Genomic DNA, 12,778 nt, shown 5'->3' on the forward strand with positions numbered 1-12,778 from the left:
ATCTCGCCCTTGACGCGTTGGAGATGGGGATCTGGGCCAGGAAACGAGCCGGGCAAGACGTGACCGGACTTGTACATCATTCCGACCGTGGAGTTCAATATCGTGCGATTCGTTATACTGAGCGCTTGGCCGACGCAGAAGTGGTCGCCTCCGTTGGTTCGCGTGGGGATTCCTACGATAATGCGATGGCTGAGGCATTCAACTCGTTGCTCAAGGGCGAGTTGATCCATAACCCGATCGTTCTTGGTCGCGGATGGCAATCGATTCGGGATGTTGAGCTCGCCGTGGCCGAATACGTCGACTGGTACAACCACCGCCGCCTCCACGGCGAGCTCGGCCAACGCACCCCGGCGGCCATCGAGGCCGCCCACCGCACGTCAAGCTACGATCAACCCGTCCAGCCCGCCCGGGCTGGGTGACAGACAACAAGACCTGCACCAGACCCGGGGCGTATCACTTCTCGACACCGCGGCCGGACGCGCAGTGGCCCGCGTTCGATCAACTCGCCAAGGAGGCATATCGGCTGATAGGGGCCCCGGGCGTCATCATGGCCTGGGGCATACCCGTTCACTTACCACAAGGATCCCGACGCCAATACGAGCGGGCCGCTGCCTACGAGCGACTCCCCATAGCCGTGGCCTCGAGAAGGGTCAGACGGCTGGGGCGACGTCGGACATGAACATCTCTAGCATCTTGATGAACTCGTTTGCTGCGGAACACCGGCTTCAGCTCGATCGCGGTGACCCCAGCATCCCGGTACTCCCGACACCGCGCCGCGATCTCGTCAGGAGTGCCGACGAGGTTGCGCACCAGTAGGTATTCGCCGAAGGCGCGCTCGAGTGTGCCGCGGCATGCCGCTAGCGCCGCGAGGGCGGTGTCATCCATCCGCCAAAACGTGTTGAGCACACACTCTTCGGGCAGTGCGCGATCGTGTCCGGCGCCAAGCTGCGCGAGGATAACAGCGGCGCCAGCTGCAGATGTTGCTGACGCGACACCGCCGTCAACGCGGCCAGTACCACGAAACCGCCCTGGGCGAGGTTGATGATCCGGCTGATGGAGTACACTATGGACATTCCGAGCGCGATCAGCGCGCAGACGCAGCCGTCCACGAGGCCGCTCAGGAGGACTTGGACGAACCCGGTCATGCCGTCCTACCTTCCGACATAGGTGAACGCATCGCCGGATGCCCTGACCACCGCGACGTCGTCTTTGGTGAGCCCGCGATGCTCCTTGGGCCCGAACGAATAAGTACCGACGACGCCGGGAAAACCGTGCAGGTTCTCCAGCACTTCACGGGCCAGGCACGGATCGCCCTGAGCGTCTCCCAGCGCTTTCGCCATGAGGTAAACCGCGTCGAACGCCACTCCCGGGCCGAAGTCCGGAGCCGCACCGTTCCGCGCCCGGAACTGTTCGTGTACTGCTGCTCCAGCAGCCGGGCGGCATCGTCGCGCGGCGAGTTCTGCCACCAGAAGTCCTGTGGCTGGGACGAGCAACGGATCCGGCAGATAGTCCTTACCTGCTTGAGAAAGCTGTACGTGAGGTTGCCGTCTGTCGTCGCCACCGGCAGGTGCAGCCCCATCTCCCGGATGCCCTTGAACGCGACACCAGCCGCGGCACCCGTGCTCCACACCACCAGTGCCTGCGGTTGCCCAGCCGCGACAGCCTGTAGCTGCGACGTCACCGACACCGCGTCCGCGCTGTAGGACGCAGCACCGACGACGGTCATGCCCACAGCGGCGGCGGCATGCTTGGTGGCGGACGCGCCGTCCACGCCGCTGGGGTCCGTCGTACTGATCAGGCCGATCCTGGTGAGGCCTTGGCTCTTCCAGTATTCGAGCGGGCGCTCGGTGAAGTCCTCAGTGGCCGCACTGGCCGACCACTGCCAGCTGGCGGCGGCGGGTTTGACCCCTGGTGAAAGGCAGTAGTTGACCGTCTGGGCGCTCGTGGCCAGCGGAATCACGGCCTTGCACGGCCCCGAGAGCGAGGGACCGACAATCGCGTCCACCTTGCCGACGATCCGCCGCACGGCGAGAACGGCCTGAGCCGGGTTGCTCTGATCGTCGGCCGACATGAGGCGGAGCTTGCGTTCGTTGACCCCGCCCGCGGCGTTGATGCGGTCGACAGCAAGCTGGGCGCCCTGAAGCTCGCCAACACCGAGCTGACTCCCCGAGCCGGTCTGGCTGACGACGATTCCAATAGTGTATGCACTGCCGTTCTTCGAAGCGACCGCGGCCGAGCATCCGCCACACACAACGAAATCACTGCGAGACCCACGCACCAACGTCGAAGACTCACGTTCACACCTCATCCGGTCAGGTGAGCGGTTCGGAGAATGACGAGCTCGCAATAGGCCCGCGCGACGTTGGCCGAATCACGCAAAGTGTGCGCCAGGCCGACGTACGCGGCGAGAACCTCAGGCGAGTGCGCCAGCGTGCGGTGCATGTTCAGCGGCTCCGCGCCACGGGAGCGAACACGGTCGAAGACCTCGGCCACGACGCGATCCGGGGCCGGGCCGCCACCATTTCCACCCGTGGCCTTTCCGGCCGTCTGGCGCCCGCCACTACGAACCCACAATGACCCGCGACGCCACCACGCCGTCGAGCCGGGCGATCTCGTGACGCCAAGCCATCGCGGTGTTGAACGTGGCACCGAGGTCGGGAAGCTCCGCCATGTCCTCCGGCGAGAGGTCCTCGAGCACTCCACCAGCCGCGACGACCCGGGTCGACATCCGCGCCAGGTGATCGACGCTGACCGCCTGCAACACGGCCTGCTCGACCGACGGTGTGGCGCTGGTGAGCCCGTGCCCTCGCAACAGCACCACCGGATGGTCGCCCATGGCGGCTGTCATCTCGACCGCGAGTGCCTTCGTCCGGACGAGGACGCCGCGCGGGTACACCGGCACCCCGTCAGCCGCCAGCCTGCAGCCGGGGATGTCGAACGCTCCGACGATCGGCCGGATCGGAATACCGGCGAGATCACAGGCGACCACCTCGGGCGGATGCGCGTGCACCACAGCGTCCACATCGCGACGGGTCCGCAGTACCTCGGTGTGCAGCGGTAATTCGTTCGGCGCCTGATAGCCACCGTCGAGTTCCCCCGCGGCGCCGGCCTGGCCATCGAAATCGAGCACCCGGATGTCGTTCGCGGTGGTATATCCGAGGCCCTTCTCCCGCGGCCCGCGACAGCGGACCAGGATCCGGTCGCTGTCGACGCGGAGGCTGACGTGACCGAGGATCCCGTCGGCCAGACCACGCCCGGCCAGCACCCGGCACGCATCCGCGACCAGCTCGCGCAGCGAGCTCAACTCACCCATCGAAGTCACCTAATCAGTTCTGGGAGTGGGCCATCGGGCACACTCCTGATGGGGGACTGTGTCGTGAGCGGTGTTTCTGGCCCGACACGCCGGGCTGAGGTCCGGCGGGATGGGCACTGTGAGTGATGGCATCTGACGCCGTGGGCGCAGAGAAGGAGATCAGGAAGTCGGAATCCGGGTTGTCGCCGGAGCAGGCCGCTGCGGCGGCGATGGTGGCCGAGGCGCGGCACCGTGGGCTGGAGCTGACCGGCCCGGACGGGCTGTTGAAACTCTTCACGAAGAACGTGCTGGAAACAGCGCTGAACGAGGAGATGACCGACCACCTCGGACACGAGAAGAACCGTGTCGATTCGGATCGGGAGTCCACAAATATTCGGAACGGAACGCGGAAGAAGACTGTGGTTTCGGATGCTGTCGGCGAGGTCGAGATCGACGTTCCACGTGACCGGGAATCCACATTCGAGCCAACGATCGTCAAGAAGCGCCAGCGTCGCCTGCGGGACGTGGACGAGGTCGTGCTGTCGCTGTACGCGAAGGGCATGACAACTGGGGAGATCTCGGCTCATTTCTCGGAAATCTACGGGGCCTCGGTGAGCAAAGAAACGATCTCCCGGATCACCGACAAGGTGATCGCCGAGATGCAGGACTGGGCCTCACGGCCCTTGGAGTCCGGTGTACGCGGCGGTGTTCGTGGACGCCATCGTGGTCAAGGTTCGTGACGGCCAGGTCGCGAACCGGCCCTTCTACGCGGCCATCGGGGTCACCGTCGACGGCCGCAGGGACGTCCTGGGGCTGTGGGCCGGTACCGGCGGCGAGGGCGCGAAGTTCTGGATGAGCGTCCTGGTCGACCTGAAAAACCGCGGCGTCCGAGACGTGTTTTTCCTGATCTGCGATGGTCTCAAAGGACTTCCCGACGTGGTCGAACAAGTGTGGCCGCAGACGATCGTGCAAACCTGCATAATCCACCTTATCCGGAATTCGTTCCGATTGACATCGAGGAAATACGCGGACGAGCTGAAACGGGACCTAAAAGCGATCTACTCTGCACCGACGGCGGATGCCGCGGAAGTTGCATTGGACGAGCTCGATGATAAATGGTCGGAAACCTACCCAGCATTGATTCGACTCTGGCGCAAAGCCTGGACCGAATTCGTGCCCTTCCTTGACTATGACATCGAGATCAGGAGGATGATCTGTTCGACAAACGCCATTGAATCCCTCAACGCCCGCTACCGCCGCGCGGTACGGGCACGCGGGCATTTCCCGACCGAGCAAGCGGCTATGAAGTGCCTGTACCTTGTCACCCGAAGCCTCGACCCGACCGGCACCGGAGCCGCCCGCTGGGCAGTGCGCTGGAAGCCCGTGATCAACGCTTTCGCCGTCACCTTCGGTGACCGCTGGCCGGGAGCCAAGACCTACTAATCGAAACCGCCAGAAACACCGCTCGTGTTACGGACCCTCTGAAGGCGTTATTCGTCGTCACGTGACCGGAGCATGGCGTTGGCTCGTCGTCGGTGGCGGATGCTTCTGTGAGGGGTGGAGGAGCAGGCGAAGCAGGTGCCGATCTAGGAGCCGAAGTTCGGTACACGGGAGATGACGAGCGCATCATGTGCGCACATGGGCAGCCGATGCCGGGGTGGCCGTCGCATGCCTCGGGGTTGATCGGCAACCCGTCGGTGGCGTGTTCGGCAGGCCGGGCAAGCTCGCTATCACCGACGTGGTCGATGTAGACGGTTCAGGTGACCAGGGCCGAGCTGGACCGTTCAGGCACGGTCTCACCCGGCTGGGCTTCGATCGTCCACAGTGAGCAGGAGGCCCGGGAGTTGTGCGCCGCGATCGCCCTGCGTCGGATGACGTATCTTGCGCCCTGTCCCGGCCCTGGCAGCGCGCACCCGAGTGCCTGCAGGCATATTTGCAGGACCAGCGGGCAGCCATGCGCAGTGGCACGCGCATGGAACCCAACCCAGAAGTCTCCACGACGACGGCTGCAGCGATATTGACCTGTAACGCTAGTCAACTGTCCGAGTTCAAGTGACTTGCATCGACTCAAACCGGAAGCTCGGTAGCCGTACTACGGCACCACGTACGTTCCACGTCCCTTGGTCGTCCTCAGCGATCCGCGGTCTGCAAGGTGTTTGACCGCTCGACGCACGGAGCCGACTGATACGCCGTACTCACGGGCGAGGACTTCGCGGTTCGGCAGACGGATGGCGAACTCGGCTGCACATATACGTTGCTCGATATGATCAGCAACCTGCTGCCACACATATACCGGTCCGTCTAGGTTGAGTCGGTAGCGCGGACGAGACCGTGCAGTCACCTCGGCGCTCACAGCCCTGCCTCCGCTTCCCTATCAACGTCTCGGTCGCGGGCGAGGTTCAGGAGTTCCGCGGCGATTCCCAACAGCACACGTCCGGCCGCGTCGAGTCGTTGTGGCTCGTACGGCCGTTCTTCATCACGCTGCCGCTGAAGAACATGAATGCCGAACTCACAGCGTTCGTGGACACGGCGATCCTGGTGCGCCTCACGAGCCACGCGCATATCCGCTCGCTCGGCAAGGCCACGGTTGACCATGTCCGGCACGGGGCTAGGGTCCAGCCAGTCGTCAACGACCAGCGCACCGAGCACATCCAAAGCCTCTCGACGCCGACTCTCGTCACCATCCAACGCGGCCTTGAGCGTGAGCCACTGCGACGAATCCATCGCCGAGTAGCAACCTCCAGGATCGAACGCCCTGCTCACTTCGCATATCCTCCCGCTCTGGCCGACGAGGAATCCCATGTTGCCGCTTCGACGCCCCGGCTGGCACGACCTGCGTCCGCCACAACCACGACACAGACGTGACAGAGGGCCATACCCAGTCCGCCACAGCACCCGCCCGAGCGGTAGCACCGACTTGACTAGCAAGCCAACGCTTGGCGGACGAGATGACGCGTGCTCAACCGGCAAGCTGAAGGCCCCTCAGCCTCGCCAGCTGCCGGTTCGAGCCGATCGCGTCGGCAAGCGCCGCGGCATGTTCGACATGGTGTCGAGCACCGTCCAGATCCTTTGAATGCACGTACGCGGTTGCAAGATCGACCCGTAACGCGATCTGTGCGCGTGTGAAGCTCGGGTCGAGGTTGTCCAGCGCACCCGTCAGAACATCGACCGCATCGGGTTCACCGACGCGCGCCAGCGCGTGCCCACGCCAGCGAGCAAGATGAACGTCACCGAGAGCCACATACGGACGCTCCACGTCGGAATGGCCGGCAGGTAGCAACGCAGCCGCCTCATCGAACGCTCGCAAGCTCGCCGTGCGCCGGTTGGTTCCCGCCAGAACTTCGCCGTGAGCGGCAGCGAGCCAGGAACGCAAGACCCTTGGGCCGCGGCCTACCTGATTGCGTACCTCGCTCAGCAACTGGACAGCATCGACCTGTTGACCAAGATCGGTTAGCACGAATGCCTGTTCAGCGGTCGCGTGTGCCTCGAACATCAGGTCACCGGACTCCCGAGCTGCCGTCTTCGCGCGCTCGTAGAAGCGCCACGACGTCGACAGGCGCCCGGCATCAAGTGCTTGCCAGCCAGCGAGTGTGCACACCTCAGACAGCAGCGACGCCAGGCGGCGACGCCGAGCCGGTTGGAGACTGTGCCGCAACAGAGCCGAGACCTGCTCGACCTTGGTCGCCGTCTCTTCGTGCGCTACGACTGCTCCGAGCTGCCGATCGAGCCGTCGGATCATCGTCAGCTGCCCATGCAGCAGGTCGATCAGCTCGTCGTCCACCTGCGCCGCACTCCGCAACCTCGTCAGCAGTTCCGCTTCTCCCGCGTCACTCGTCGGCCGCTCGGCAGGGGCGGACAGCAGCACGTCGATCGGCACGCCGAAGATTCGCTCCAGGAGGCGCGCTGTAGCCGGTCGCGGCTTGCCCAGCGGCTTTCCCTTCGGACCACGACCGGATACCAGGCGGTCCAGGTGACGCAGACTCAAGGTTCCCTGCTCTCCGTGCTCACGGGCGAAGCGCTCGGCGAACTCCACGAACTCCTGAAGCGTCTCCCGGCGCACCTCGCGTATCTGCTGCTCGAGCACGGTGCGCGGCTCTCTACCGCCGTGGCTCGCTCCCGTAGAACCGCTGCCATTGACTCCCATAAGACGGCCCCATGTCTGGTGCGTGTCGTACTCGTTCCGCCTGCGCTGATGGCAAGCTGGTTTTAGTCTTACACACATCATCGTCACTGTTCAGGACGATTCATGGATTCGGGGAGATCAGCCTTGACGACCACCGGGAGACTGCACGTCGTCTGGCACCGTTGCGAGCGAGATGGCCGGGAGCACGCAGTTACCGACATCGAGTTCGCCCGCGGCCCACGGCGAAACGACGGCCTCTACACCGCCGTCTGCGGCCACATCGTCCAGCCCGGCTCGATGTTGCTCCCTCCGGCGGCTGGATGTCCACGATGCGAAAGGCGCCTGCATGGGCCGTTCGCGCATCACCCTACGGGTCGAATGCCGGGTCGGCATCGCAGAAACCGCAGCCGGCACCAGCCGACCGAACTACCGCTGCCGCGACAGGTCGAGCATCGGGGTGCGACACTGAGGACCAGCCGATGACGGCCCGAGACGACGACCTCGCGAGCCGTCTGGATGCGATCGAACGACGCATCGACGACATCAGCCAAGCGCTCGACTCACTCGCAGAGCTGCTTGCGTCGCTGCGTGACGGCTGTCCAGACGACGACTCCGATCACCCTCGACAGCTACGCGCAGAGCGCCGCCGAGACGGCTTCCGGCGGTGTCGTCACAGGCGTCACTGGCGCTGTTTTCGCAGATAACAGCCGGTTCCCACCCGTCACGACGGCCGTGACGGGTGGGGACGGCTCGTGACGGCTTACGACCCACGTCAGCCGCCCTGCTCGGTAGCGGCTCGACGGATGTCCGCGACCAGGTAGCCGCGCACCTGCCGCGTCTCCCCGTCCTCGGTCGTGATCCTCCTCCGTTCGGACGAACAGCCGAACTCACTCATCTGCCGCCCGAACGCGTTCGGCTCGAGGTCGAGAGCACCGACGAGTTCAGCTGTCGGAACGAACTCGCGGTCGTCGGCGTTGGCCTCGATGTACTCGACCACTGCCGCCAACGGCTCCGGTAGATCGACGGGCGCCGGCGCGGAGCCGATCGCCTTCGCGGCGGCTACAGGGTCGAGCAGCAACGCGGTGTCCTCACCCGCCGCGTGACCGGTGAGTGTCCCGGCCGCCAGCCGTAGAGCACGACCGCGACGGCAGATGTCATACCAGTCCTCCCCTGGCATGTAGTAGGTCCGCACCGTCATCGCGAGGACGTCAGCTCCGGCCTGCGTCTCGCCGTCCGGACGAAGGATGCCCACACCCTTGTGTGAGGGAAGCAGCCGACTGCTGTCGTAGCCACGAGTGTTCATCTGCTCTCCGAGCACGATGTTGCTGTCCCGCCAGTCCATCACCCGCAGTGCGAAGCGCGAGCCGAGCACCGCGCGTAGCCCGGACGGGATGGTCTTCGAGTCGGGCCGCTGTGTCGCGAGGACGAGCACGACCCCGGCCGCGGGGGCTTTCTTCGCCAGCCACGTGAGCAACTCCCCGATGTACTCGCCCGCGGTGAGCTTCTTGCCCTGCACGTCGATGGGCGTTCGGTCCTCCAATGGAACCTGGACCTCGTCGATGAAGATCGCTGTGATAGGCATATTCAGCGCCGAATCCCTGGACATCTCTGGCGTGATCTTGGATTCGGGGCAGACCTCGTCATCGAGTTCTCGCATTCGCCGGTACCGGCTTTGCACCTCGGAGACCAGCTCGACGAGCCAGTCCTTCAACGCCAGCACATGCTCCGTGTCGTCACCGGAGAGGAAGCGATGCGCGACCTGTTCCGCAGCGACCCAGTCCTTTCCTGCCTTGAAGTCCGCGACGTACAACCTCGTATGCGGGTCGAGGACGAGGCCGGCGGCGGCAAGCCGTGCCGCGAAGGTCTTTCCCTGCCTCGGGATCGCGCCAACGAGCAATGATGTCCACACCAGGGGCAGATCGATACGGCGATCCCGCGCGTCCCGGCCGAACGGCACCGGCTGCCACGCGTCCCATTGCGACACCCCGAGCAACGGTGTTCGCCGCGGCGGAGTCGCGTACGGATCTTCGTCGGCGACCCACATCGACACCCTGCCCGCGTGCCCGCCGTTCCCCCGTACACGCTCCACGATCAACTGGATCTCGTCGACTGCCAACGCTGAGGCGAGTGCCTCGCGGTGCTTCACGACGTCTGCGGCCTTACGGGTGGCAGGCAGGTCGACGATGACCGACCAGCCGTCGCCGACCCGGGTGGCCCGCTCGACCAGACGGAGCGACTCGTCCTTCCCGACCAGCTTCGCGTCGCGGAAGGCGTCTACCAAGACTTGGGTGTCCATGGTCCACGTCAGGGTGCGCGGTCCCGCCAGTGACGGCTTGCGTCCCGGCTTCCCGTCCTTGCGCCTGCCCAGGACGGCCAGCGCCACGGACGCCGCGGCGGCAACTATCCACAACGGGCGCTCACCGTAGATGGCGGCGATGATGAAGATCGCCAAGGTAATGGCGACGAGTACCGCACCCGTAACCTTCCACCGGAACAACGTCAGCGCCCTGATCTCGGTGAACTTGTCCGCAAGCTTCTGAGACTCCTCTGCCGCCTCGCGATAGTCCCGTACGGTGATCCACCGGCGCCACGACCGCGCGCCTGTCACAAGTCCGCGCACCACCGCCCCCACGAACCGCCAGGGCGAGCGCAGGACGGCAACGATCCCGTCCTTCAACGCCTGCACCGCCTGCGCACGAGTCTTCAGACTGAGGGGCACCCGTGGGGAAGAGTGCCACCACCGGCGCAGCCGACGACGCCACGGGACCCGCACAGCCGGGAATGGTTGGTCCTCGACGAGCTCACCGTCCAGGACGGACTCGCATCGCTGCAATTCCGGTGAACCCTCGCGCGCGAGGGACGAGCCTGTCGCGGATGCGTTCATGGAACCCGGCTCGTGGGCGTTCATGAGCGCTCGCCTCCCTGCGCGATCTCGTGCGCAAGGGCTTCGGCCACGCGAGGCGACAAGCCTCGGGAGCAGCCAGTCGCTTGACGCACCCATGCTGGGGTGATGACCACATCCGGCGTCCATGCCTCTCGTGCCTCCACCAGGTAGTCGTGGAACAGTTTCCGCCGCGCTGGCTTGCGAGGAGTGCGGCGACCAGGCCGGTCAGATCCCCGAGTGACCGAGAAGGCTTCCGCGAACGCGACGTTCACGGCCTCGGTCAGCTTGTCGCGCAGATCTGTCACCGCCTCGGCGGCCACGAACACGAGCAACGGCGGCACCGAATGCAGCACGACGCCGGACAACGACGCTGCCGCGTAGGACTCCCAGGTGTTCATGACGTAGGTCGCCGCCAAGGTGAACCACTTCGCGCGGCGAACCCATCGTCCTGTCCGAACCTGGTACCGCGCCGTCACCTGCTCAGCCCGCAGGATCGCCAGCAATACCAGCGACACGGTGGGATCGAGCAGCCACGCCGCGAGCCACGGCAGTGACCAGGCGGCCGCGTCGCCGGCCGCGAACGACTGGACGTTGGCCATGGTGAACGCCAGACCAAGGATGATCCCGGCCCAGCAGAGGCGGTCGACCTGCGCGCGGACCTTCTCGACGCGCAAGGCAATGACGTCCGGATCTGCCTGGTACGAACGCAGCTCCGCAGCCTCGGCTGCCTCCTGTGCGAGTCGCTGTGCACTGGTGGACGCCCGCGGCTCCATTGTGGTGCGGCCGGGTGGCCGCCCGGAGGCGGCCACCCTTTCCCTGCCCCGCTTCTGGTCACTCATCGGCGGTCACCTCGGCGCCTTGTCGTGTCCAGCGACGTGACCGTCAACGTGCGCGTCAGCACGTAGGCGGCGAGGAGATCGGGCAGAGCGAGCACAACGACCAGCAACGTCGTGTTGCCTGGATTCACGATCACCAGCCACTGGACGCCGACGAACGCGGCCGCCATGAACACGACACGTCCGGCAAGTGACACCGCCCGCGCGCCGGCACGTGCGGTCTCTGCGGCCTTACGCGCCCGTCGGCTACCGAGCCGCCAGACGACTGCCAAAGCGAGCAGTACTCCCGCTCCGGCCATGACCTGCTCAGGGGTGAGGTCGATCGTCACGGCAGCTCCTCTCCCCACACACCTCGGTTGATGTGCCGCCATTTCCACACGCGGTAGACCTCGCGCCGATCGGTGTCGGCCAGCGCGCCCCAGATTCCAACCGTGTCGGCGCCTGCGGCGCGGAGCTCCAGCTCGAGGCACTCCTGGATGACCGGGCACCCGGCGCATGCGGCCGCCGCGAGCGCGCGGTCCGGGTCCGGCACGCCAGTCAGGTCCGGCATGCCGTCGCGGTCGAAAGCCCAGAAACACAGGCCGTCGCGGGTGACAACCTCGCAGAGCACGTCGTCGGGCAGATCCGCGAGATAGTCGAGGCTCTCGGCGATCTCGTCGTAGTCGTCCTGGTTCACCACGCGTCACCCCCGGCAAGCCGGGCAACCTCGCGCGCGGTACGACGCTCGGCCACGATGCGGGCGGGGTCGACGCACCGTCCCGACTCGGCTGCCTCGCTGATCAGCCGTTCGAGCGCGGCGGCAGGGATGACGTAGCGGTACCGGACTCGGACAGCCGGGAAGGCGTCCTCCCGGATGGCACGGTAGAGGGTGGACGGGTCGACACGGACGATCCGTGCCGCCTCTCGGACCGTGTAGAACACCGGCTTGCCGGCATTCGACATAGGGGTATCCATGAATGAATTCCTTCGAGATAGTTTCAGCGCAATTATGCGCTAATATCAGCGTATGTACGGATAGTATTGACCCAATTGCGCGAGGCGCCCTCGCGCCTTCGTGGTGGAGCGCTAATCTCGGCGCTGAGGCGGACCACGGAGGAATGGGTGACGGAGGACTGGACTGCAGTCGCGCGGGCGATCAACGAGCGCATGAACGAGCTCGGACTCCGCCAGCGCGAGCTCGCGGAGCGCTCGCACGTCTCGCAGGCGATCGTGCGTGAACTCCAGCACCGCACCGTGGAGCGGCGCCGCAGCAAGCGCACACTCGAGGCGCTGTCCCTGGCCCTGGAGTGGCATCCGGGCCACCTCTCGGCGGTACTTGCCGGACGAAAGCCTTTGCGCCCTGGGGAAACCGGAGATGACCCGACCGATCAGATCCTCGCGCGGCTGGCTGCGATCGAAGGCCGACTCGACGACATCACCAAGCGCTTGGACGCGATGAGCGTTGATGTCGCGGCCCTGACCGACCCGACGTTGCGCCGCCGCTCTCGGTAGGTCGCCGATGCGCTGCCGGTGCCGTTTGGTGTCTTCGTTCATGAAACCAGGAAACGGCAGCGCAAGCATTCTTCGCAGGTGGCGGCGGTTAACCCTGAGCCCATTAACCACAATTAACTTCGCAGGTCAGCACGATTATCGCCGAGGTGATA

The 12,778-nt window shown here is 65.5% G+C and carries 14 protein-coding genes and 1 pseudogene; 3 read left to right on the plus strand and 12 right to left on the minus strand.

The genetic code is table 11. From position 1 onward, the window contains the following. Window positions 1–419: integrase core domain-containing protein (locus tag DI005_RS08950; RefSeq protein WP_147263830.1), on the plus strand; the 419-nt coding region annotated here is incomplete at its 5' end. Window positions 420–857: 438 nt separating this feature from the next. Here the strand turns inward: DI005_RS08950 and DI005_RS08955 are convergent. The 4 genes from DI005_RS08955 to DI005_RS08970 form a co-directional block, all read right to left on the minus strand. Continuing rightward, a complete protein-coding gene (locus DI005_RS08955; protein ID WP_113641827.1) occupies window positions 858–1,145 on the minus strand; it encodes a hypothetical protein in 288 nt (95 codons plus the stop codon). Then, a complete protein-coding gene (locus tag DI005_RS08960; RefSeq protein ID WP_233520067.1) occupies window positions 1,142–2,278 on the minus strand; it encodes an ABC transporter substrate-binding protein in 1,137 nt (378 codons plus the stop codon). The genes DI005_RS08955 and DI005_RS08960 overlap by 4 nt, the downstream gene beginning before the upstream one ends. Before the next feature lie 26 nt (window positions 2,279–2,304). Then, window positions 2,305–2,493, minus strand: a complete 189-nt coding sequence (locus tag DI005_RS08965; RefSeq protein ID WP_113641829.1) for a hypothetical protein — start codon at window positions 2,491–2,493, stop codon at window positions 2,305–2,307. Between the two features lie 67 nt (window positions 2,494–2,560). Beyond that, complete coding sequence (locus tag DI005_RS08970; protein ID WP_113641830.1) at window positions 2,561–3,313, minus strand: class II aldolase/adducin family protein; 753 nt, start codon at window positions 3,311–3,313, stop codon at window positions 2,561–2,563. Between the two features lie 209 nt (window positions 3,314–3,522). Here DI005_RS08970 and DI005_RS08975 point away from each other — a divergent pair. Further along, a pseudogene (locus tag DI005_RS08975) lies at window positions 3,523–4,735 on the plus strand (IS256 family transposase). 649 nt (window positions 4,736–5,384) lie between these two features. Here the strand turns inward: DI005_RS08975 and DI005_RS08980 are convergent. From DI005_RS08980 to DI005_RS09015, 8 genes are all read right to left on the minus strand, one after another. Next, the gene (locus DI005_RS08980) at window positions 5,385–5,645 is read right to left on the minus strand and encodes a GntR family transcriptional regulator (protein ID WP_369973566.1); all 261 of its coding nucleotides are present in this window, start codon (window positions 5,643–5,645) and stop codon (window positions 5,385–5,387) included. Further along, window positions 5,642–6,055 (minus strand): hypothetical protein, encoded by a 414-nt coding sequence (locus DI005_RS08985; protein WP_147263833.1) that lies wholly within the window; start codon window positions 6,053–6,055, stop codon window positions 5,642–5,644. Before DI005_RS08985 ends, DI005_RS08980 begins: the two co-directional genes overlap by 4 nt. Window positions 6,056–6,251: 196 nt before the next feature. Then, entirely contained in the window at window positions 6,252–7,376 is a 1,125-nt protein-coding gene (locus DI005_RS08990) for a hypothetical protein (RefSeq protein ID WP_233520062.1), read from the minus strand. Between the two features lie 811 nt (window positions 7,377–8,187). Further along, on the minus strand, window positions 8,188–10,323 hold the full coding sequence (locus DI005_RS08995) for an FtsK/SpoIIIE domain-containing protein (protein WP_113641833.1): 2,136 nt from the start codon (window positions 10,321–10,323) through the stop codon (window positions 8,188–8,190). Beyond that, window positions 10,320–11,072: a hypothetical protein gene (locus DI005_RS09000; protein ID WP_113641834.1), complete on the minus strand. Its 753-nt coding sequence runs from the start codon at window positions 11,070–11,072 to the stop codon at window positions 10,320–10,322. The genes DI005_RS08995 and DI005_RS09000 overlap by 4 nt, the downstream gene beginning before the upstream one ends. A 62-nt stretch (window positions 11,073–11,134) precedes the next feature. After that, a complete protein-coding gene (locus DI005_RS09005; protein ID WP_199542682.1) occupies window positions 11,135–11,464 on the minus strand; it encodes a hypothetical protein in 330 nt (109 codons plus the stop codon). Beyond that, entirely contained in the window at window positions 11,461–11,814 is a 354-nt protein-coding gene (locus tag DI005_RS09010; protein ID WP_113641836.1) for a WhiB family transcriptional regulator, read from the minus strand. The genes DI005_RS09005 and DI005_RS09010 overlap by 4 nt, the downstream gene beginning before the upstream one ends. After that, on the minus strand, window positions 11,808–12,089 hold the full coding sequence (locus DI005_RS09015; protein ID WP_170200602.1) for a helix-turn-helix domain-containing protein: 282 nt from the start codon (window positions 12,087–12,089) through the stop codon (window positions 11,808–11,810). The genes DI005_RS09010 and DI005_RS09015 overlap by 7 nt, the downstream gene beginning before the upstream one ends. Window positions 12,090–12,236: 147 nt before the next feature. Here DI005_RS09015 and DI005_RS09020 point away from each other — a divergent pair, with 147 nt between their 5' ends. Further along, entirely contained in the window at window positions 12,237–12,626 is a 390-nt protein-coding gene (locus DI005_RS09020; RefSeq protein WP_113641838.1) for a helix-turn-helix transcriptional regulator, read from the plus strand. Window positions 12,627–12,778: the final 152 nt, after the last annotated feature.

The sequence above is a fragment of the Prauserella sp. PE36 genome, assembly GCF_003311655.1.
GTDB lineage: Bacteria > Actinomycetota > Actinomycetes > Mycobacteriales > Pseudonocardiaceae > Prauserella_A > Prauserella_A endophytica.

What these genes read in the sequence shown, in the direction of transcription:
- DI005_RS08955 (WP_113641827.1), bottom strand. Translation starts at nt 1,145, where the DNA reads ATGACCGGGTTCGTCCAAGTCCTCCTGAGCGGCCTCGTGGACGGCTGC.
- DI005_RS08970 (WP_113641830.1), bottom strand. Translation starts at nt 3,313, where the DNA reads ATGGGTGAGTTGAGCTCGCTGCGCGAGCTGGTCGCGGATGCGTGCCGG.
- DI005_RS08995 (WP_113641833.1), bottom strand. Translation starts at nt 10,323, where the DNA reads ATGAACGCCCACGAGCCGGGTTCCATGAACGCATCCGCGACAGGCTCG.
- DI005_RS09000 (WP_113641834.1), bottom strand. Translation starts at nt 11,072, where the DNA reads ATGGAGCCGCGGGCGTCCACCAGTGCACAGCGACTCGCACAGGAGGCA.
- DI005_RS09015 (WP_170200602.1), bottom strand. Translation starts at nt 12,089, where the DNA reads ATGGATACCCCTATGTCGAATGCCGGCAAGCCGGTGTTCTACACGGTC.